We start from the raw sequence: 20502 nt of genomic DNA on the forward strand, positions 1-20502 counted from the left end.
TACCGACTCCGTCGCCCGACCGGACGATCCGGACCCCGTGCCGCCTGCTGCGACGCGCTCGCGGGTGCTGCTGACGGCCTGTCGGGGAGAGCGGTGTACGGAGCAGCCCCAAGGGTTCGGCTCCGAACCCCTACTGCTTTGACGACGCTCGACGACCACCGTCGGGTTCCCGACCTGCCCGGGTAAGGATCTGGTGAAGAAATGATCAGCGTCCCGGATGGTGGGCGCAGCCGGCCGGATCCCCGGCGGCCAGCGTGGCGGTGATCACCAGAGTGCCGTCCTCGGCCCGGAAGTCCAGCGGCGCGTCCAGCCGTCGCATCGCGGCGATCAGCCCGGTGTTGCCGCCCTGGGTCACCGCGTACACCGTGCGGACGCCGGCCGCCCGGGCCGTCGCCGACAGCCGCCGCAGCAGAGCCGCGCCCAACCCGTGCCGCTGCCAGTCGTCCTCGACCAGGACGGCCAGCTCGGCCTCGCCGTCGTCCCACATCAGGTGCCCGAGCGCGAGGATCCGCCCGTCCGGGGCGGCCACCGCGTAGCTGCGGCCGTGCCGCGGGTCCAGCAGGTGGTCCAGGTAGCGGCCGGCGTCGCGGACCGGGCCGTGGTAGCGCAGCCGCAGCGCGGCGGGGGAGCAGCGCCCGTGCATCGCCAGCGCCGCCGCCCGGTCGGCCGGCCCGGCCGGGCGCAGCAGCAGCCCGGTCCCATCCGGCAGGGACAGTCGGGACGGGGTCTCCGGCGCCGGACCGGCGGCGCGGACGGCGGGCGGGTGCGGCCGCACGGTCCGGTACGGGCCGCCGGTGAGCGCGGGCGGCCGGGTGGCCTGGCCCTCGGGCGCCGCGCACCTGCGGTCGGACCTGCGGAAGGGCCGGTGCCAGAGCCGTTCGGGGCGAGTGCGTGATGCCTTCATGCCGCCGACGCTACCGACGGTGCGCTTCCGTTCGGTTACGTGATCGTGAACGGGCGAATGCCCGGGTGCGCGGCCGGGCGGGGTGGGACAGGGCGGGCCCCCGCCCGGGACGGCGGCACGGGTGGCCGGGACGGCATCGGCGCAGGTCGCGACCGGTGCCTCAGGCGGGTGGGACAGCGGGCGGCCGACGGTGGAGGGCGTTCCCCGGTGCTCCTGGTGAGCAGGAGGCCACGCCCCGTACGGCCACACCCGTACGTCCACGCACCGAAGGCCGTTTCCATGCGCGACACCCCGTCCGTCCCCACCACCGACACCACCGCCACCACCGGCACCATTGGCACCACCGAGACCGCCGCCACCACCGGCGCCCCCGCCGTCCCGCGCGCCCGCCGGGCCCCGGTCGGCACCGCGCTCACCGGGCTGCTCGACCGGCAGGCGCAGACCCGGCCCGGCGCGCCGGCCGTCCTCGGCGAGGGCGGCGGCCTCACCTTCCAGGAGCTGGCCGGGACGGCCCGCCGGCTGGCCGCGCGGCTGCGCCGCCTGGGCGCCGTCCCGGACGGCTGCGTCGGCCTGTTCGTCGAGCCGTCCGTCGAGCTGGTCGCCGGGGCCTGGGGCGTGCTGTACGCCGGGGCCGGCTACCTGCCGCTGTCGCCCGAGTACCCCGAGGACCGGATCCGCTACATGGTCGAGGACAGCGGCACCCGGATCGTGCTGACCCAGGCGCACCTGCGCGAGCGGCTGGCCGCGCTGGTCCCGGCCGGGACCGCGGTCGTCACCTTCGAGGCCTGCGAGGACGCCGCTCCGCTGCCGGAGGCGGCGGCGGAGGAGGTACACGAGGAAGCGCCCGAGGCGGCCGCCGAGCCGGAGTCGCTGGCCTATGTGATCTACACCTCGGGCAGCACCGGCCGCCCCAAGGGCGTCATGATCGAGCACCGCTCGGTGGTCTCCCAGCTGCGCTGGATGCACTCCGCCGGGCACCTCGACCCCGGGACCACCGTGCTGCAGAAGACCCCGATGAGCTTCGACGCCGCGCAGTGGGAGATCCTCGCCCCGGCCGTCGGCGCCCGGGTGGCGGCCGGCACGCCCGGCCTCTACCGGGACCCGGAGGCGCTGGTCGCCGCCGTCCGGCGGCACGGGGTGACCGCGCTCCAGTGCGTGCCCACCCTGCTCCGGGCGCTGCTGGACACCGAGGGCTTCGCCGACTGCACCGGCCTGACCCGGGTGTTCTCCGGCGGTGAGGCGCTCTCCCGGCGGCTCGCCCGCGACCTGGGCCGCGCCCTCCCGGAGGCGGCGCTGGTCAACCTGTACGGCCCGACCGAGTGCACCATCAACGCCACCTGGCACCTGGTCGACCCGGCCGATCCGGCCGACGGCGCCGGCTCGGTGCCGATCGGCCGACCGGTGGCCGACACCCAGTGCCACGTCCTCGACGAGGAGCTGCGGCCGGTCGCCGCCGACGGCGTCGGCGAGCTGTACATCGGCGGCGTCCAGCTGGCCCGCGGCTACCTGAACCGGCCGGAGCTGACCGCGGAGCGGTTCGTCCGCTCCCCGTTCGCCCCCGGCGAGCGGCTGTACCGCACCGGCGACCTGGTGCGGTGGAACCCGGACGGCACCCTCCAGTTCGCCGGCCGGGTGGACAACCAGGTCAAGCTGCGCGGGTACCGGGTCGAGCTGGACGAGATCGCCCGCGCGATCGAGGAGCACACCTGGGTGCGTCGCTCGGCCGCGGTCGTCACCGGGGACGACCGCACCGGGCACCCGAACCTGGTCGCCTGTGTCGAGCTCAACCCGCGCGAGGCCGCCCTGATGGACCAGGGCAGCCACGGCGGCCACCACCAGTCCAAGGCCAGCAAGCTCCAGGTCAAGGCCCAGCTGTCCGACCCGGGCCTGCGCGACCGGGCCCGGCTGGCGGGCCGCGAGCGGGTCGGGCTGCCCGGCCGGAAGGAGACCGACGCCCAGCGCCGGGAGGCCTTCGCCCGCAAGAGCTACCGCTTCTACGACGGCGGCGCGGTCACCCGGGACGACCTCACCGCGCTGCTCGCCCATAGGGCCTGTCTTCGAACTCGCGTCTGCGGGGCGACGCCGGGGCACGCACCTCGCCGCGTTGTCGTCGGTCACCAATGCTCCGCAGTGGCTCCCTCCTCCGCCTTGCGATGCACGCACCCCAACGCCGCCCCGCCCGCCCTCCGGGCGGACGACGGGAGTTCGAAGACAGGCCCTGGCCCGGCCGGCACCTTCGGCCGCGACCTGGAACTGCTGAGCCTGCCCGAACTCGGCCGCGTCCTGCGGTGGTTCGGCCAGTTCCACAGCGAGGAGCGGCTGCTGCCCAAGTACGCCTACGCCTCGCCCGGCGCGCTGTACGCGACCCAGCTGTACCTGGAGACCGGCGGCCTGGACGGGCTCGCGGCCGGGCTGTACTACTACCACCCGGTCGAGCACGTCCTGGTCCGGATCGGCCCCGCCGGGGCGCGGCCGGGCCCGGATGGCGGGGCCTACCTGACGCTGCACTTCTCCGGGAAGCACGGCGCCATCGAGCCGGTCTACAAGAACAACATCCGGGAGGTGCTGGAGTTCGAGACCGGCCACATGCTGGGCGTCCTGGCGGAGGTGCTGCCCGAGTACGGGCTGGACGTGCGCCCGATCGGCCTCGACCCGGCGGCCAAGGACCGGCTGGACGTCGCCGAGGAGGACCACTACCTGGGCGCCTTCGCGGTCGTCCGGGCCGGCGGCCCGGCGCGGGACGAGGGCACCGAGCTGTACGTCCAGGCCCACGAGGGCCGGGTGGACGGCCTGCCGGGCGGCCTCTACCGGTACGCCGACGGCGAGTTGACGCACGTCTCGGAGGAGGTGGTGGAGTCCCGGCACGTGATCGCGATCAACCAGGCCGTCTACGCCCGGGCCTCGTTCGGCATCACGGCCGTCGCCCGTGCCGAGGAGGAGTGGCTGCGGTACATCGTGCTCGGCACGGAGCTGCACCGCCTCCAGCGCAACGGCTTGGGGCTGGGCCTCATGTCCTCCGGCTACAGCTCCAAGTCCGGCCACCCGCTGCCCGCTTCGCGCCGCATCGACGAGATCCTGGCCGGCCGCGGCATCACCCCGGGACCGTCCTACTTCTTCCTCGGCGGCAAGGTGAGCGAGGAGCAGATCCGCAGCGAGGGCATGCACGAGGACACCGTCCACATGAAGGGACCGGCCGAGCTGATCAAGGACCAACTGGCCACCCTGCTGCCCGACTACATGCTGCCCAACCGGGTGCTGGTGATGGACGCCCTGCCGCTCACCGCCAACGGCAAGGTGGACCTCAAGGCGCTGGCCGCCTCCGAGGCCGTCCGCACGGCCGGCGTGCGCGGCGCGTACGTCGCACCCGCCACCGGGTACGAGCGGCGGCTGGCCGAGGCCTGGGGGCGGGCGCTGGGGTGCCAGGAGGTGTCGGTGACGGACGAGTTCTTCGCCGTCGGCGGGAACTCGCTGATCGCCGTCGCCCTGGTCCACCGGATCAACCGCGAGTTCGGCGTCGCGCTGCCGCTCCAGGTGCTGTTCGAGTGCCCCCGGCTGGGCGACCTGGCCGCACGCGTCGAACGGGCCTGCGGCGAGGGCGGCGAGCGCGCGGGCGGGGGCACCGGCGGGAGCGCGGCCTCCCGGCTGGTGCCGCTGCACCCGGGGGCGGCCGACCGGGCCGTGTTCTGCTGGCCCGGACTGGGCGGCTACCCGATGAACCTGCGGCCGCTCGGCCGGGAGGCGAGTGCGGGCCGGGCCTTCTACGGTGTCCAGGCGCACGGCATCAACCCGGGCGAGACGCCGTACCCGACCATCCGGGAGATGGCCGCCGCCGACGTCGCCGAGCTGCGCCGGGTGCAGCCGCGGGGGCCGTACACGCTGTGGGGCTTCTCCTTCGGCGCCCGGGTCGCCTTCGAGGCGGCCTGGCAGCTGGAGCGGGCCGGGCAGCGGGTGGAGCGGCTGCTGCTGATCTGCCCCGGCAACCCGAAGGTGCGCCGGGACGATGCCCGGTCGTGGGGCCGTGAGGCCTCGTACGCCAACCCGGCGTACCTGACCATCCTGTTCGGGGTGTTCGCCGGCCGGATCAGCGGCCCCGACCTGGAGCGCTGCCTGGCCGAGACGGTGGACGAGGCGACCTTCGTCGCCTCCGTGCACCGGATGCTGCCGGAGCTGGACGAGGAGCTGATCCGGCGGATCACCGGGATCGTCGGCGAGACCTACGAGTTCGAGTACAGCTTCCGCGAGCTCGCCGAGCGGCGGTTGGAGGCGCCGGTGACCGTCTTCAAGGCCGCGGGTGACGACTACTCGTTCATCGAGGGCAGCACCGGCTACTCGGCGGCCCCGCCCACCGTGGTCGACCTGGCGGGCGACCACTACGGGGTGCTGCGGGAGCACGGGGTGGCCGAGCTGGCCGCCGCGATCCGGGAGGTGGAACGGACGGGCCCCGGGGAGCCCCTGGGCCGCTGATCGGATGATGTGGACACGCTCACGGATGGCTCAGGATCCGTGAGCGGGGGAGCCCCTTCGGATAGGGATGGCTCGGCTTTTCCGCCGATCCCGTCTCCTCCGAAGGGGCTTTCCGATGTCCGTGAAGAACTCCGCACTGGCCACCGCCTGTTGCGCCCTGCTGCTCGCCCTGCCGCTCGCCCTCGCCCAGTCGGCCGCCGCCGACAGCAACGGCCCCAAGACGCCCGAGGAGGCCGCCACCTGCCACCAGGTGCTCGGCGCCCTGCTCGGCGGCTTCGGGCCGATGCTCGGCGAGGCCGTCTGCGTCGTGCAGCCGGCCGACAAGGGCTGACGCCTCCCGGGAATCCGCCGGCGGTGGCCGCCCTCCTCGGGCCGCCGCCGGCGGAGCCGGATCCCGGGCCCGCGCCGGGTGCGGGGCCGCCGGAGGCCGGCTCCGGATTCGCCCGGCCGGCCCACCGGGCGCGGGCCGGTCGTGGCGGCGGTCGGGTGCCGGGCCGACGATGAGGGGGCGGGGGCGGGGCGGGGGGCGAGAAGGGAGCAGGACCGTGCAGGAGTTCCTGGTCGAGATCACCACCAGCGTCCCCGAGGGCACCGCCGAGGAGGAGGTCGACCGGCGGTGCGCCGCCGAGGCCGTCCGCGCCCGCGAGCTGGCCGCCACCGGCCACCTGGCCAGGCTGTGGCGCCCGGTCGGCGAACGGCGCAGCATCGGCGTCTGGCGGGCGGCCGACGAGGCCCGGCTGCGCGCGGAGGTGCTCGGCAGCCTCCCGCTGCGGCCGTGGATGACCGTTGTGGTGACCCCGCTCGAACCGCACCCCAACGACCCGGGCCCGGCCTGAGGCGACGGCTCAGGCGATGCGGGTCGGCGCGTCCTGGAGGGTGTGGCCGGTGGCGGTCAGCAGCGTCGTCAGGACGGCCGGGGTCACCGGGTGCTCGGTGCGGAGGTAGAGCTCGTCGGCGGCGGGGTGGGGGTGGACGGAGAGCAGGGTGATCCGGTGGTCGGCGAGCGTCGTGCGGGTGTGGGCGAGGGCCGTGGTGCGCACCCGCCAGAGCGCGACCGGGGGCGGGGCGTGCGGTGACCACCAGCTGTGGAGCAGGGCGGTGGCCAGCAGGGCGAGCGCGGAGGCGGCCACGACGACCGGGCCGTCCGGGCCGTGGACGACGATCTTGGCGATGAGGTCGGCCGCCGTGACGGAGAGGAAGACGGCGGCGAGTTCGACGGTGTCACGGCGCCAGCGGTGGGTGCGGCGGGCACCGGGGCCGGCGGGGGCACGGAGGGGAGAGGGCTTCGAATGCTCCATGCCACCACCGTGCCCGACCGGTGTTTCCCGGTCGGGCATCCGTCGTGACCGGCCGGTTACGGTCCGCGCCGGGGTGTTACGGGAGGAACGCGCGGGGCAAAGTCGGGAGGCCGGGCCGCCGGTGGTCTAGCCGAGCAGGTCGCGGGCCGCGGCCTTGACCTCGGCGAGCAGGAGGTGGAGGTCGGCCTCCGTCGTGGCGGCGTTGAGGAGGCAGGCGCGGAGCAGCTCGGCGCCGTCCAGGCGGGCGCCGGTGACGAAGACCCGGCCGCGACGCTGGACGGCGGCGGGGAGGTCGCGGTTGAGGGCGTCGCGGGCGGCCCCGTCCCGGCCGGGGGCGCGGTGGCGGAACGCCACGATCGAGGTCTGCACCTCGGCGAGCAGCTCCAACTCCTCGTCCGCTTCGACGAGTTCGCCGAGCCGGCGGGCCAGGGCGGTGCACCGGGCGATGTCCCGGGCGAGCCCGGCTCGGCCCTTGTGGGCGATGGTGGCCCAGACCTTGAGGGCCCGGAAGGGGCGGGTCTGCTCGGTGCCGTACTCGGAGAACCAGCCGAGGGCGCCGGCCGACTCGTCGCGCAGGTAGGACGGGACGAGGCTGAAGGTGCCGCGCAGTTCCTCGGTGTCGCGGACCAGCGCGCAGCCGCAGTCGACCGGGACGCCGAGCCACTTGTGCGGGTCCAGGGCGAGCGAGTCGGCGCGCTCCAGCCCGGCGTAGCGGTGGGCGATGGCCGGGTCGAGCCGGCCGAAGGCGCCGTACGCGCCGTCCACGTGCATCCAGAGGCCCTGCTCCTCGCAGTGGTCGGCGATCGGGCCGAACCCGTCCACCGCGCCGGCGCCGACGGTGCCGGCCGAGGCGACCACCAGGAAGGGCAGCAGGCCGGCCGCGCGGTCGCGCTCGACGGCCGCTCGCAGGTCGGCGGTGTCCAGCCGGCCGTCGGGGCCGGTGGCCACGGTGCGCAGCTGCCGGCTGCCGAGGCCGAGCAGCTCGGCGGCCTTGCGGACGCAGGAGTGGGTCTCGCCGGTGACGTAGCCGACCAGCGGCGGCAGGCCCGCCAGGCCCTCCTCGCGGACGTCCCGGCCGGCCCGCCGGGCGGCGCGGTTGCGGGCGGCGGCGAGGCAGACGATGGTCGCCATCGAGGTGCCGGAGGTGAGCAGGCCGCCGCCGGCCGGGTGCGGGAAGCCGACCAGTTCGGCTATCCAGCGGACCACGGCGCGCTCCAGGTGGACGTCGGCGTGGTCGCCGCCGGCCGAGCTGGGGTTCATCGCGGAGGCGGCGAGGGTGGCGAGCACCCCGGCGGGGGCGGGGGCGGAGTTGACCCAGCCGAAGAAGCGCGGGTTGCCGTTGCCCATCGGGTACGGCAGGACGTCCCGTCCGATGGCGCCGATCAGCTCGTCGAGCGGGCGGCCCTCGGTGGGCAGCGGGGCGTCGAGCAGGGCCCGGCGGGCGGTCTCGTCCATGGGCTGCCAGACCGGGCGTCCGGGCAGGTCGGCGAGGTAGTCGGAGACGAGGTCGGCGGTGGCGTGGGCGGCACGGCGGAAGTCGGCGTCGGTGACGTCGGTGCCGGTGAAGTCGGTGCCGGGGGAGTCCTCGGTGGTCATGGCGTGCTCCAGGGAGGCCGGGGGACGGGCTGGGCGAGGCGCGGCGTCCTTGGCGCACCCGGGTCAGGCGATGATCGGGTGATCCTACGCAAGCAGGCCCGCACCGTGCGGTGCGAGCCTGCTTGCTGAGACCCGGGGGCGTCGGTCCGGGGGACCGGGGGCATCAGTCCAGCGAGCTGGACAGGCCGCTCGCCGAGCGGCAGTAGCCCTGCATCTCCTTGTTGGTGATCTTGGCGCAGAGCCGTCCGGCCGCGCCCCCGTCGGTGTAGTTGACCGTGTAGTAGCTGACCAGGCCCTCGGCGCAGGCCTTGCGCTGCCAGCCGTCAGCGGCGGTCGCGCACTGCTCGGACGCCCAGTCCTCGCGGTCCAGGTTGTACTTCATGGTGCGCGAGCCGACACCGCGGCTGCAGTCCACCGCCCCGCCGCTGGCCTTGCCGTTGAGGCACCACTTGAGGGCCTCGGCGTAGACCTCGGGGTGGTTCGGGTAGTCGTGCGAGGAGAGGAAGAAGGTCGGGGCGTAGAAGAAGCAGGCCGACTGGAACAGCGACGGCTGGTCCTTGCACGGGTAGAGCGGGTCCTGGGCGAGCTTGTCGGCGGGCAGGTTGGCCTTGGCCTGCTCGTCCTCCTCGTCCGGGCCGAAGAGCTGCATGAACAGGCCCTCGGAGCAGCGGATCCGGTTCTGGTCGGAGGGGAACTTGTTGCACAGGTCGCGCGCCTTGGCGACGTCCTGCTTGGCGACGAACATGGTGCCGTGGCCGACGCCGTGGATGCAGGGCCCGGTGTTCTTGGGCGCGCAGAGCTTGAGCAGGTCCGTCTCGGGCTGGGTGGAGGCGTTGAGCATCTCCTCGACCGCGCCGTGCAGGTAGCCGGCCGCGCAGGTCTCGTGCGGGAAGGAGATGACCTTCTGGAAGTCGGCGTTGAAGCGCTTGACCGCCGCGTGGCCGAGCTCGTGCGCGATCGGGTGGCAGAAGCGCACGGTGTACGGCTTCTCCTTGGTGATCTTGTCGAGGTCGGCCAGGGCGACACCGGGGTCGGTGGCGTCCATCTCGGCCATCACCTTGTTGCGCAGCGTGGAGCGGGTCCACACGGCGGGGTCGCCGGTCGGGGTGGCGCTCGCGGGGCCAGCCGCGGCCGGCCGGGCGCCGGCGGCGGGGGCCCCGGGGGCGACGGCGGTCAGGGACGCGGTGGCCGCCGCGGGCGACCAGTCGGTGACGGCCACCGACCCCAGGCCCAGGACGCCCAGGAGCAGGGCGGTGAGAATCGCGAAGACTCGCGGCTGCATGACGGGATCCCCCGGCGGATCGAGGTGAACGTTTCGCTCCCATCCTGACGGCACGTGAGCGGTAAGCCGCGATTTCGCCCGCCATTCGGGAGGTGTCGGCGACGCTATCGCACCGTGGGACCTCCGGGCCCGGCGGGATGGTTCCGCACAATCACCCGGACGGAGTACGGGGGCGCGGGCGTCGCCGGGTGCGCCGTTCGGGTGGCGGCACCCGCGCCCCACACGCGTTCAGGCCCCGGCGGTCAGAGCTCCAGCGTCACCCGGTACTCCGTCAGCCAGGCGTCGAAGTCCAGCGCGAGGTCGACGGCCAGCCGGACGGACTGCGGGTCGGTGTCCGGGGCGAGCGCGTCGGCGAGGCGCCGCCGGTCGAGCAGGTCCAGGGCCGGGGAGGTGCGCTCGACGGCCAGCCGGGCCAGTTCGGCGCGCAGCTTCGCCGGGTAGTGCGGGTCGGTGGTGACCGGGTACGGGCTCTTCGCCCGCTCGGCGACCGCGGCCGGCAGCACGTCCCGGACGGCGGCGCGCAGCAGGCTCTTCTCCCGCCCGTCGAAGGACTTCATCGCCCACGGGGCGTTGAAGACGTACTGGACCAGCCGGTGGTCGCAGAACGGCACCCGCACCTCCAGGCCGTTGGCCATGCTCATCCGGTCCTTGCGGTCGAGCAGGATGCAGACGAAGCGGGTCAGGTTGAGGTACGAGATCTCGCGCATCCGTCGTTCGAGCGGATCCGCCTCCGGCAGGTGCGGGACCTCGGCGACCGCCTCGCGGTAGCGGGCCCTTCGGTAGCCGTCCAGGTCGAGCTTGCGGAGCAGTTCGGCGTCCAGGAGGTGCTCGCGCGGGGTGGCTCCGCCGCCGGCGATGCCGGTGAGGCCGAGCGCCCAGGGGAAGTCGTCGACGGCGATGGTGGCCGGGTCGTGGAACCAGCGGTAGCCGCCGAAGAGCTCGTCCGCCGACTCGCCGGACAGTGCGACGGTGGAGTGGCGGCGCACGCCCCGGAAGAGCAGCAGCAGCGAGGTGTCCATGTCGCCGACGCCGTTGGGCAGGTCACGGGCGCGCAGCACGACGGAGCGCCGGGCCGGGTCCGTCAGGTCGGCCGCGTCCAGCTCGACGACGCTGTGGTTGGCGCCGACGTGGTCGGCGAGCAGCCGGGCGAACGGGCCGTCCTGGGTCTGCCGGACGTCGTTGGCGTTGAAGGTCTCGCTCTGCCCGGCGAAGCCGACGGAGAAGGAGCGCACCGGGCCGGCCCCGGCCGCGCCCAGGGTCCGGGCGGCCAGGGCGGTGACGGCGCTGGAGTCCAGGCCGCCGGAGAGCAGCGAGCAGAGCGGGACGTCCGCCTCCAGCTGACGGTGCACGATGTCGTCCAGCAGGGCCCGGACGGTGGCGACCGTGGCCTCCAGGCTGTCGCGGTGCTCGCGCGCCTCCAGCGCCCAGTAGCGGCGGACCGAGAGGCCCTCGCGGCGCACCCGCACGACGTGCCCGGGCCGGACCTCGTGGATGTCCCGGTACGGGGTGAGCCCCGGGGTGCGGGCGTAGCCGAGCAGTTCGCGCAGCCCGTCCAGGTCCACCACCGGGCGGACGGCGGGGTGGGCGAACAGGGCCTTGACCTCGGAGCCGAAGACCACGCCGTCCGGGGTGCGGTGGTAGTACAGGGGTTTGACGCCCATCCGGTCGCGGACCAGCAGCAGCTCCTCGCGCCGGATGTCCCAGACCGCGAAGGCGAACATGCCGTTGAGCCGTTCGGCCAGGTGCTCGCCCCATTCCAGGTAGGCGCGCAGCACGACCTCGGTGTCGCTGCGGGTGCGGAAGCGGTGCCCGGCCGCCTCCAGTTCCGCGCGCAGTTCGCGGTGGTTGTAGACCTCGCCGCTGTAGGTGAGCACGGCCAGCGTCCGGCCGTCGTGCTCGACCGTCATCGGTTGGACGCCGCCCGCGATGTCGATCACCGCGAGCCGGCGGTGGCCGAGCACGGCGTGCGGCTCCAGGTGGACGCCGCCGGCGTCCGGGCCGCGGCGGGCCTGGGTGGCCGTCATCGCGTCGATGACCCCCCGTTCGGCGGTGAGGTCGCGCTCGAACGCGACCCATCCGGTGATCCCGCACATCAGCAAGCCTCCGGTCTTCCGCTTCGTGTTCAGGGGGTCACGCTACGTGCGGAGTTGGCGCCGCTTCAAGGGGCTTTCGGGAACAGGGGCGAACGGGTGGCCGTTCGACGGCCGAATGTGAAGGAGTCGTGGATGTGGTCTGAAAGTCGTAATGTCTGCCCGATTTCGGGCAGAAACTTTGGCTTCGGCGGCCGGCCCGACCTAGGCTCCACACTCGTGCCGAGCTCACCCCACCCCCACGAAGACCTCCTCGCCCACCTCACCCGGACCAGCCCGCTCGGGCCCCGGGAGGCGGCGCGGGTCGTGGCGGAGGTGCTGGCGTACTTCTCCGAGAGCACCGAGGAGTACGTGCGCCGCCGCCACACCGAGCTCCAGGCACGCGGTCTGACCAACGAGCGGATCTTCGCCCGGCTCACCGAGGAGCTGCCGCAGCGCCGGGTCTCGGCGCCGGAGCTCTCGGCCCGCCAGCTGCGGCGGATCGTCTACGGCTGAGGCGGCCGAGGCGGCCGAGCGCCCGTCGCCCTCACCGCGCTCACGGCCCTCATCGGGCTGACTGCCCTCACGGCCCTCATCGGGCTGACCGCCCTCGTTCCCGACCTTCCGAAGACTTCGAAGAGGAGACCACGCATGTGCGGAATCGTGGCCTACATCGGCCCCAAGGACGCGACCCCCTTCCTGCTGGAGGGGCTGGCGCGGCTGGAGTACCGCGGCTACGACTCGGCCGGTGTCGCCGTCACCGGGCGCAGCGGCGGGATCAAGCTCCGCAAGGTGAAGGGCCGGGTCGCCGACCTGGCCGCGGCCGTGCCGGCCCGGTTCAAGGGCACCACCGGCATCGGCCACACCCGCTGGGCCACCCACGGCGTCCCCAGTGACGCCAACGCGCACCCGCACCTGGACAACGCCGAGCGGATCGCCGTCGTCCACAACGGCATCATCGAGAACGCCGACGAGCTGCGCGCCAAGCTCGCCGCCGACGGCGCGGTGTTCCGCTCCGAGACCGACACCGAGGTGCTCGCCCACCTGATCGCCGCGAACGTGGCCGAGGGTGTCGAGCTGGAGGACGCGGTGCGGGCCGCGCTCGGCCGGGTGGTCGGCACCTACGGCATCGCGGTGCTCGACGCCGAGCGGCCGGACCGGATCGTCGTCGCCCGCAACGGCAGCCCGATCGTGCTGGGCATCGGCGAGAAGGAGATGTTCGCCGCCTCGGACGTCTCCGCGCTGGTCCGCTACACCCGCCAGGTCGTCCACCTGGAGGACGGCGAGCTGGCCACCGTCCGGGCCGACGGCTTCCGGACCTTCACCGAGGACGCCCGCACCACGCACCGCCAGCCGTCCACCGTGGACTGGGAGGTCGACTCCTACGACACCGGCGGCTTCGAGCACTTCCTGCTCAAGGAGATCCACGAGCAGCCCGGCTCGGTCGAGCGCACCCTGAGCGGCCGGCTCGACGAGCGCTTCGCCACCGCGCACCTCGGCGGCCTCAACCTGGACGCCCGGGAGCTGCGCGAGATCCGCCGGGTGAAGATCCTCGGCTGCGGATCGGCCTACTACGCGGGCGAGATGGGCGCGCAGCTGATCGAGGAGCTGGCCCGGATCCCCGCGCACAGCGAGCCGGCCTCCGAGTTCCGCTACCGGAACCCGGTGATCGAGGCGGACACCCTGTACGTCGCGGTCAGCCAGTCCGGCGAGACCTACGACACGCTGGCCGCCGTCCAGGAGGTCAAGCGCAAGGGCGGCCGGGTGCTCGGCGTCGTCAACACGGTGGGCAGTGCTATCGCCCGAGAGTGTGACGGCGGTATCTACCTGCACGCCGGTCCGGAGGTCTCGGTCGCCTCCACCAAGGCGTTCACCTCCACCGTGGTCGCCTTCGCGCTGCTCGCCCTGCACTTCGGGCGCATCCACGACCTGTCGCCCGCCGACGGGCGCCGGATCGTTTCCGCGCTCAAGGCGCTGCCCGACCAGATCCGCGAGGTGCTGGAGCAGAGCGAGGCCATCGCCGGACTCGCCGCCGAGTACGCCGACTCCGCGGGCATGATGTTCATCGGCCGGGTGCGCGGGTACCCGGTGGCCCGCGAGGGCGCGCAGAAGCTCAAGGAGATCTCCTACGTGCACGCCGAGGCCTACCCGGCGAGCGAGCTCAAGCACGGCCCGCTGGCGCTGATCAGCCCCGAACTGCCCACCGTGGCACTGGTTCCGGACGACGAGCTGCTGGACAAGAACCTCACCACGCTGGGCGAGATCAAGGCCCGCTCCGGGCGGGTCATCGCCGTCGGCCACCGGCGGCCCGAGGAGAAGCTCGCGGACCACTGCATCCTGGTGCCCAAGAGCGAGCCCGAGCTGGACCCGCTGCTGCTCAACATCCCGCTCCAGCTGCTCGCCTACCACGCCGCCGTCGCCCTGGGGCGGGACGTGGACAAGCCGCGCAACCTCGCGAAGAGCGTGACGGTGGAGTAGTCCCCCGGAGCCTCGGAGGAGGGCGTCCTCGGAGAGGAGGGCGCTCGTCACGGACCCGCGGGTCCCGGTCGCTGTGCGGACGGCCGGGGCCCGCGTTCCGCTGTCCGCGGGTCAGAACACCGAGCAGCCGGACAGGGTGGTCAGGGTGTCCAGGGCGGCGACCGCGGCGACGGAGTTGCCGGCCTGGTCCAGGCGCGGGCCCCAGGCGCACACGGCGGCGCGGCCGGGGAGTATCGCGAGGATGCCGCCGCCGACGCCGCTCTTGCCGGGCAGGCCCACACGGAACGCGAACTCGCCGGCGGCGTCGTAGGTGCCGCAGGTGAGCAGGACGGCGTTGATCCGCTTGGTCTCGCTGCGGGACATCAGCCGGGTGCCGTCGGCGCGCACGCCGTACCGGGCGAGGAAGGAGCCGGCCAGCACCAGGTCGCGGCAGCTGGTCGCGACGGCGCAGTGGGCGTAGTAGTGCTCCAGGACGGTCTCGACCGGGTTCTCCAGGTTGCCGTGGCTGGCGATGAAGTGGGCCAGCGCGGCGTTGCGGTGGCCGTGCTCGGCCTCCGAGGCGGCGACCGCCGGGTCGGTGTCCAGCAGCGGGTTGCCGGACTCGCGGCGCAGGAACTCCCGTACCGCGCCCGAGGCGTCGCCGGTCATGGTGTGGAGCCGGTCGGTGACCACCAGGGCGCCCGCGTTGATGAACGGGTTGCGCGGGATGCCGTGCTCGGTCTCCAGCTGCACCAGGGAGTTGAACGGGTTGCCGGACGGCTCGCGGCCGACGCCCTGCCAGAGGGTGTCACCGCCGTAGGCCACCGCGAGGGCGAGCGAGAACAGCTTCGAGACGCTCTGGACGGAGAACGGCCGCTGCCAGTCCCCGACACCGTGCAGCTCCCCCTCGACGGTGGCGACGGCCATGCCGAAGGCCTCCGGGTCGGCGGTGGCGAGGGCCGGGATGTAGTCGGCGACCCGGCCCCGGCCCGTGGTCGCCCGGGCGGCCGCCTCGGCGGCCTCCAGCAGGACCGGCCAGTCCAGGTACTCCCCGCCGGGCACACCGTTCAACGCTTCTCCTCCACCGGCACCGACTGGGAACACGACCGGGACCGGGCGCGCGGTGCGGGTGCGTCCGGTCCGACCAGGATTATCCGTGTTTCGGGCGGGTGGGTCGGGAGGGGGGTGGGTGGTTCGCCCCGTGCGGTGTCGTGAGGCCGTCGGTGCCGGGTTGTGCCGCTCGGCGGTGTGCGGCGGCGTGCGGGCCGGCTACGGGGCGTTGGTGGGGGCCTGGACGGGCGGGCCGGTGAGCAGGGTGCCGGTGTCCGAGTACGGCCAGCCGTTGGGGACGCAGCCGTGCAGCCCCTTGATCTGCTGCATCATCACCGGCGCCGGGGCGCCCGGGCCGGGGCAGTCGACGTGGCCGTTGCCGAGGATGTGGCCGACCTCGTGGTTGACGGCCAGCGCGTGGTACTGCTCGGGCCTGCCCTGGTAGAACTCGGACAACTCGGTCCAGCGGGTGAGGTTGACGACCACCTGGTGGGTGACGCCGCAGTTCACCCAGCCGCCGGTGTCCAGCCCGTACTGGCCGCAGATCCGGTCGGTGGACTTCGGGGTGGCCAGGTAGACGGTGAAGTCCACCGGGTCGGCGGGCATCCGCTGGAACGAGGCCGTGCCGCCGGCCGCCCAGCCGTGCCGGACGTCGCCGAGGACCGCGTCCACCTCGGCGGCGAACTGCGCCGGGCTCTCCGCGATCCCGTCCTCCACCCGCACCTTGTAGCGGTACAGGTGCTCGCCGGTGCCGAAGCGGGCGGAGCCGCCCGGCGCGGTGGTGAACGCCAGCCGGTCACCGTCCCCGCCGCTCCACGGCTGCCACCAGAGCAGCCCGGCGGTCAGCGCCGCGACCAGCGCGAGGGCGGGCAGAGCGTGCCGGGGCTTCCAGCGGCGCAACCGCGCGGGCGCCCTCACCGGCCCGCTCCCGCCGCGGCCAGATGGCCGTACACGCCGCGCAGGGCGGCGTGGGCCATCAGGAGGGCGGTGGTGTCCGGTCGGGCGTGGATCGGGGCCAGGGTGGACATGGCGGAAGTGCTCCAGGACGGGATCGGCGGGCCGGGGCGGCCGATCGGCGACCGGGCCGTCGCCCGGTCGTGCGAAAGGGTGGTACCTGGAGGAACGGGGCGGGGTGCGGCGGCGGTTCAGGGCGCCTTCGCGGTTCGGGCGGTGGCGTGCGCACGGTGCCGGCCCCTGTCGGACGGGAGGCCCGGGTGGTTCCCGGAACCGCTCGATGGTGTCACCCCGGCGGCGTGTCCCTGGGCGGCGCCGTCGGATTCGGGTGTCGTAGGGCGGGTCGATCCGTCCGGGTCGGCCCTGTCCCGAGCGAGCTGCCATCGGAGGCGCCGTCATGTCCACCACCGCTGTTTTCACCGTCGACGGCATGAGCTGCGGCCACTGCGAGAAGACGGTCAGCGCCGGGCTCGCCGTCCTGCCGGGCGTCACCGACGTCAGTGCCGACGCGCCGAGCGGCCGGGTCACCGTGGCCTCCGCGCAGCCGCTGGACGAGGCCCTGGTCCGCCGCGTCGTCGACGGGGCCGGGTTCACCTTCGTCGGGCAGGCCTGAGGGCGGTTCCGGGGAGGGGCGGTCCGGGGATGCGGTGCAGGGGGGCGCGGGGCCCGGCGACTGCTGTCGACGGGCCCCGTTGCCGTCCCGTCGGCCGGGCTCAGCCCATGCTCTTCGCGCCGTCCAGGGACTCGCGGATGATGTCGGCGTGACCGGCGTGCTGGGCCGTCTCGTTGGCGATGTGCAGCAGCACCCGGCGGGCCGACCACTCGGCGTCCGCCTCGAACCACGGGGCCTTCGGCAGCGGCTGGGTGGCGTCCAGGTCGGGGAGGGTGGCCACCAGCTCGTCGGTGCGCACGGCCACCTCGGCGTACGCCGCGAGGACACCGGCCAGCGTCTCGCCCGGCAGCATGCGGAACTCGTCCGCGCGGCGGGCGAAGTCCTCCTCGGTCCAGGCGGTGAAGTCGGGCATCGCGGACGGGCCCTGCACGATGAACTCCGCCCAGAGCCGCTCGACGCTGGTCACGTGCTTGATCAGGCCGCCCAGGCACAGCTCGCTCGCACAGGTCCGCAGGCCGACCTGCTCGTCGGTGAGGTCGCGGGTGGTGAAGCGCAGGAAGTGCCGCTGCTTCTCCAGGGCCGCCAGGAGGTCGGCGCGCTCGCCGGCGAGGTTCTGCGTGGCGGCGGGGGTGGTGGCGGCGGGGGTGGTGGTCGTGGTCATCGTCATGGCCTTTCGCTGGGTTCCTGCTACGGGTTCCTGCTCCCTCGGACAAGAACAACGCTACGGACCATTGCGGTCACTTCCTGTCCTGAATCCCAGGGAGAATCGACGCATGGCGAACACCAGCACGCGGACGCTGCGACTGCTCTCCCTGCTCCAGACCCACCGGTACTGGCCGGGCGACGAACTGGCCGACCGGCTCGGCGTCTCCGTCCGCACCCTGCGCCGCGACATCGACCGGCTGCGCGAACTCGGCTACCCCGTCGAGGCCCAGCGCGGCGTCGACGGCGGCTACCAGCTGGCGGCGGGCGCGGCGCTGCCGCCGCTGGTGATCGACGACGAGGAGGCGGTGGCCCTCGCGGTCGGCCTCCAGGCGGCGGCCGAGAGCCCGGTCGAGGGCGTCGCCGAGGCCTCGGCGCGGGTGCTGGCGAAGGTGGTCCAGGTGATGCCGGCCCGGCTGCGCCGCCGGGTCGAGGCGCTGCGCGCGGTCACCGTCCCGGTGGACTGGGGGACGCGGACGGGCACGGGCGTCGACCCGGACGTCCTGACGGTGGTGGCACTCGCCTGCCGGGACAGCGAGCGGGTGCGGTTCTCGTACACGGCCGCCGACGGGCGCGGTACCGACCGGCACGTCGAACCGCACCGGCTGGTCTGCCTGAACCGCCGCTGGTACCTCGTCGCGTACGACCTCGACCGGGCCGACTGGCGCAGCTTCCGCCTCGACCGCCTCACCGCCCCCACCGGCAGCGGCGCCCGCTTCGCCCCCCGGACCCTCCCGGCGGCCGACGCGGCGGAATTCGTCCGCGCGGGCCTCAACAGGATGCCCCGACCGCACCAGGTGGAGGCCCTGATCGAGGCACCGGCGGAGTTCGTCCGCGCCCGCGTCGGCCGCTGGGGCACCGTGGAACCCGTCACCCCGCACCGCTGCCGCCTACGGATGACCGCCGACTCGCTCGACTGGCCCGCCATGGCCCTCGGCTCCCTGGGCGCCGAATTCCAGGTACTCGCCCCGGACGCCCTCCGGACCCTGCTCACGGACTGGAGCACCCGCTTCGCCCGCGCAGCGGCGGAGGGGGAGTAGGCGTAGGAAGTCGGCCTGGCCGACTTCCGGCGTCGGGAAGGGGGTGTGGTGCACCGCTCCTGCGGCCGCTTCGTCGTGGTCTGCTGCTTCGGTGCTTGCCATGGGCGGACGACGGCCCGTTGTGGCGGAGTAGGAAGTCGACCAGGCCGACTTCTGACGGGTGGCCGTTGGGGCGTTAGCGCCTCGGCCCAGTGCAGGTGCAGGTGCTGGCGTCGGAAGTCGACGGGGCTGAGTGCCGGTGTGACCGGTGAGTGTGTCCCCTGCCAGCGAATGCCGAGTTTCTCCGGTCTGTGTAGCTGTGGCGGCAGCCCTCGGAGACCGCTATGGCTGGCTGGTGGTGGCGGAGTGGGAAGTCGGACCCGTAGACGTACGCGCGGGCGTGGGGGATCAAGTGGGGCTTGTCAGGTGGGGGTGGGGTGGGTCCTTGTGGGCGGGGTGGCGTGGGAAGTCGGCCTGGCCGACTTCTGGTGCGGTTGTGGTGAGAGCGGGTCGGGTGGGGCCTGATGTGCTGTCGGCGCTCGGTATGGCCGGGTTGTGGTGGCGGAGTGGGACGTCGGGGCTGTCGGCTTTTGGTGTGGGGGTCAGGGGGCGATGGCTTCGAGGGTGGTGCGGAGGTGGGTGAGGACGGTGGGGAGGGTGGGGAGTGGGGGTGTGGCGAGGGCGAGGCGGAGGGCGTTGGGGTGGTGGGTGGTGGTGGCGAAGGCGTCGGCGGTGGAGATCAGGATGCCTTCGGCGGCCAGGGCGGCGGCTGCGTGGTCGGGGCGCTGGTGGGGTTCGAGGGTGAGCCAGAGGATGTAGGAGGTGGGGTGGGCGGTGGTGGTCAGGCCGGTCAGGGCGGTGCGGGCGATGGACTGGCGGGCGGCGGCGTCGGTGCGGCGTTCCTGTTCCAGCCGGGCGACCGTGCCGTCGGTGAGCCAGCCGGTGGCGAGGGCGGTGATCAGGCCGGGGGCGCCCCAGGCCGCCGCGCGCAGGCTGGTGGTGGCGGCCCGGAGCAGGTGGTCGGGCAGGACGGCGAAGCCGAACCGCAGGCCCGGTGCCACGCTCTTGGAGAGGCCGGCCAGGTAGCAGGTGCGCTCGGGGGCGAGGGCGTGCAGGGGCGGGGGCGGGGCGGCCTCCAGGAAGGCGTAGGTGCCGTCCTCGATGAGGGTGAGGCCGTGGTCGGCGGCGAGCCGGACGAGGCGTTCGCGCTGTGCCGGGGCGAGCACCCAGCCGAGCGGGTTGTGGACGGTCGGCTGGGTGTACACCGCCCGTACCGGCCGGGTGCGGCAGAGCCGGTCGAGTGCGTCGAGGTCCGGGCCGTCGGCGGTGACCGGGACGGGCGCCAGGTCCAGTCCGTGGGCGGCGGCGAGCAGTTTGATGCCCGGGTAGCCGAGCGCGTCCACGGCGAGGACGTCCCCGGGGCGGGTGAGCGTGCGCAGGACGCAGTCCAGGGCCTGTTGCGCCCCGCTGGTGAGCAGGACGTTCTCGGGCGCGGTGTCGATCCCGCGGTCCAGCAGGTGGGTGGCCACCGCGGCCCGGTCGTGCCGGTGGCCGCCCGGCGGGTGCTGGCGCAGCAGGGCCTCGGCGTCGCCCGAGGAGGTGAGCGCGCGCAGGGCCTGCCGCAGCTGGTCGCCCTGCCCGGGGGAGAGCGGCTGGTTGAAGGAGAGGTCGGCCACCCGGGGCACCGGGAGCGCGCGGGAGGGTTCGAGGCCGTCGTAGCCGGAGCGCAGCCGGACGAAGGTGCCGCGGCCCTGCTCGCCCACCACCAGCCCGGCGGCGGCGAGTTCGGCGTACACCCGGGTGGCGGTGGCGAGGGCGATCCGCCGCTCGCGGGCGAGGGTGCGGTGGGTCGGCAGCCGGGTGCCGGCCGGGAGCGCGCCGGAGCGGATGGCGGTCGCGTACTCGTCGACGATGGCCTTGTAGGAGGGCGGTCGCATGGGTCACCTGCCCTTCCGGGGAGTGGACGGTCCGGGCACGGGCGTGCACGGGCGTGGACGGGTGCGTACCGGAGTGTATCCAGGACAATAAGTGGATTGTCCTGGGCCGGTGTTCCTAGCCTCGTCACATCCAGCAGCGAGGCCAGGAACGGAGCAC

At 74.1% G+C, this 20502-nt stretch carries 16 protein-coding genes; 7 read left to right on the top strand and 9 right to left on the bottom strand.

Annotated features, from left to right (window positions below):
- Positions 1–205: 205 nt before the first annotated feature.
- Positions 206–904 (bottom strand): GNAT family N-acetyltransferase, encoded by a 699-nt coding sequence (locus tag AMK13_RS27755; protein ID WP_074004547.1) that lies wholly within the window; start codon positions 902–904, stop codon positions 206–208.
- Positions 905–1183: 279 nt separating this feature from the next.
- On the opposite strand from AMK13_RS27755, the gene AMK13_RS45220 reads away from it, so the two are divergent.
- The 3 genes from AMK13_RS45220 to AMK13_RS27775 all read left to right on the top strand — a co-directional run bounded on the left by AMK13_RS45220 (position 1184) and on the right by AMK13_RS27775 (position 6204).
- A complete protein-coding gene (locus AMK13_RS45220; RefSeq protein ID WP_241853056.1) occupies positions 1184–5368 on the top strand; it encodes an amino acid adenylation domain-containing protein in 4185 nt (1394 codons plus the stop codon).
- A gap of 115 nt (positions 5369–5483) precedes the next feature.
- On the top strand, positions 5484–5699 hold the full coding sequence (locus AMK13_RS27770) for a hypothetical protein (protein WP_049658393.1): 216 nt from the start codon (positions 5484–5486) through the stop codon (positions 5697–5699).
- A gap of 214 nt (positions 5700–5913) precedes the next feature.
- The gene (locus AMK13_RS27775) at positions 5914–6204 is read left to right on the top strand and encodes a muconolactone Delta-isomerase family protein (RefSeq protein WP_074004548.1); all 291 of its coding nucleotides are present in this window, start codon (positions 5914–5916) and stop codon (positions 6202–6204) included.
- Between the two features lie 9 nt (positions 6205–6213).
- Here the strand turns inward: AMK13_RS27775 and AMK13_RS27780 are convergent, their stop codons facing one another.
- The 4 genes from AMK13_RS27780 to asnB form a co-directional block, all read right to left on the bottom strand.
- Positions 6214–6666: a hypothetical protein gene (locus AMK13_RS27780; protein ID WP_074004549.1), complete on the bottom strand. Its 453-nt coding sequence runs from the start codon at positions 6664–6666 to the stop codon at positions 6214–6216.
- Between the two features lie 126 nt (positions 6667–6792).
- The gene (locus tag AMK13_RS27785) at positions 6793–8262 is read right to left on the bottom strand and encodes a pyridoxal phosphate-dependent decarboxylase family protein (RefSeq protein WP_074004550.1); all 1470 of its coding nucleotides are present in this window, start codon (positions 8260–8262) and stop codon (positions 6793–6795) included.
- Between the two features lie 163 nt (positions 8263–8425).
- Positions 8426–9544 (bottom strand): hypothetical protein, encoded by a 1119-nt coding sequence (locus tag AMK13_RS27790; RefSeq protein ID WP_074004551.1) that lies wholly within the window; start codon positions 9542–9544, stop codon positions 8426–8428.
- Positions 9545–9786: 242 nt separating this feature from the next.
- Positions 9787–11637 (bottom strand): asparagine synthase (glutamine-hydrolyzing), encoded by a 1851-nt coding sequence (gene asnB / locus AMK13_RS27795; protein ID WP_074004552.1) that lies wholly within the window; start codon positions 11635–11637, stop codon positions 9787–9789.
- Positions 11638–11853: 216 nt separating this feature from the next.
- Between asnB and AMK13_RS27800 the strand changes: the two genes are divergently transcribed.
- A complete protein-coding gene (locus AMK13_RS27800) occupies positions 11854–12129 on the top strand; it encodes a hypothetical protein (RefSeq protein ID WP_049651654.1) in 276 nt (91 codons plus the stop codon).
- A 135-nt stretch (positions 12130–12264) separates the two neighbouring features.
- Complete coding sequence (gene glmS / locus AMK13_RS27805) at positions 12265–14091, top strand: glutamine--fructose-6-phosphate transaminase (isomerizing) (protein ID WP_049651653.1); 1827 nt, start codon at positions 12265–12267, stop codon at positions 14089–14091.
- 111 nt (positions 14092–14202) lie between these two features.
- Here the strand turns inward: glmS and AMK13_RS27810 are convergent, their stop codons facing one another.
- Together AMK13_RS27810 and AMK13_RS45225 are read right to left on the bottom strand one after the other, a co-directional pair.
- Positions 14203–15114 (bottom strand): glutaminase, encoded by a 912-nt coding sequence (locus tag AMK13_RS27810; protein WP_079272551.1) that lies wholly within the window; start codon positions 15112–15114, stop codon positions 14203–14205.
- A gap of 225 nt (positions 15115–15339) precedes the next feature.
- A complete protein-coding gene (locus AMK13_RS45225) occupies positions 15340–16038 on the bottom strand; it encodes a DUF3152 domain-containing protein (protein WP_107418866.1) in 699 nt (232 codons plus the stop codon).
- A 433-nt stretch (positions 16039–16471) separates the two neighbouring features.
- Between AMK13_RS45225 and AMK13_RS27820 the strand changes: the two genes are divergently transcribed.
- The gene (locus AMK13_RS27820) at positions 16472–16687 is read left to right on the top strand and encodes a heavy-metal-associated domain-containing protein (RefSeq protein WP_049651651.1); all 216 of its coding nucleotides are present in this window, start codon (positions 16472–16474) and stop codon (positions 16685–16687) included.
- Between the two features lie 100 nt (positions 16688–16787).
- Here AMK13_RS27820 and AMK13_RS27825 read toward each other — a convergent pair whose 3' ends face one another.
- Complete coding sequence (locus AMK13_RS27825; protein ID WP_074004668.1) at positions 16788–17348, bottom strand: DinB family protein; 561 nt, start codon at positions 17346–17348, stop codon at positions 16788–16790.
- A 112-nt stretch (positions 17349–17460) separates the two neighbouring features.
- Here AMK13_RS27825 and AMK13_RS27830 point away from each other — a divergent pair, with 112 nt between their 5' ends.
- The gene (locus AMK13_RS27830; protein ID WP_074004554.1) at positions 17461–18429 is read left to right on the top strand and encodes a helix-turn-helix transcriptional regulator; all 969 of its coding nucleotides are present in this window, start codon (positions 17461–17463) and stop codon (positions 18427–18429) included.
- Positions 18430–19010: 581 nt separating this feature from the next.
- Here AMK13_RS27830 and AMK13_RS27835 read toward each other — a convergent pair.
- Positions 19011–20345: an aminotransferase-like domain-containing protein gene (locus AMK13_RS27835; protein WP_074004555.1), complete on the bottom strand. Its 1335-nt coding sequence runs from the start codon at positions 20343–20345 to the stop codon at positions 19011–19013.
- Between the last annotated feature and the right edge of the window lie 157 nt (positions 20346–20502).

Source organism: Streptomyces sp. CB02056 (genome assembly GCF_001905545.1).
Taxonomy (GTDB): Bacteria; Actinomycetota; Actinomycetes; order Streptomycetales; family Streptomycetaceae; genus Kitasatospora.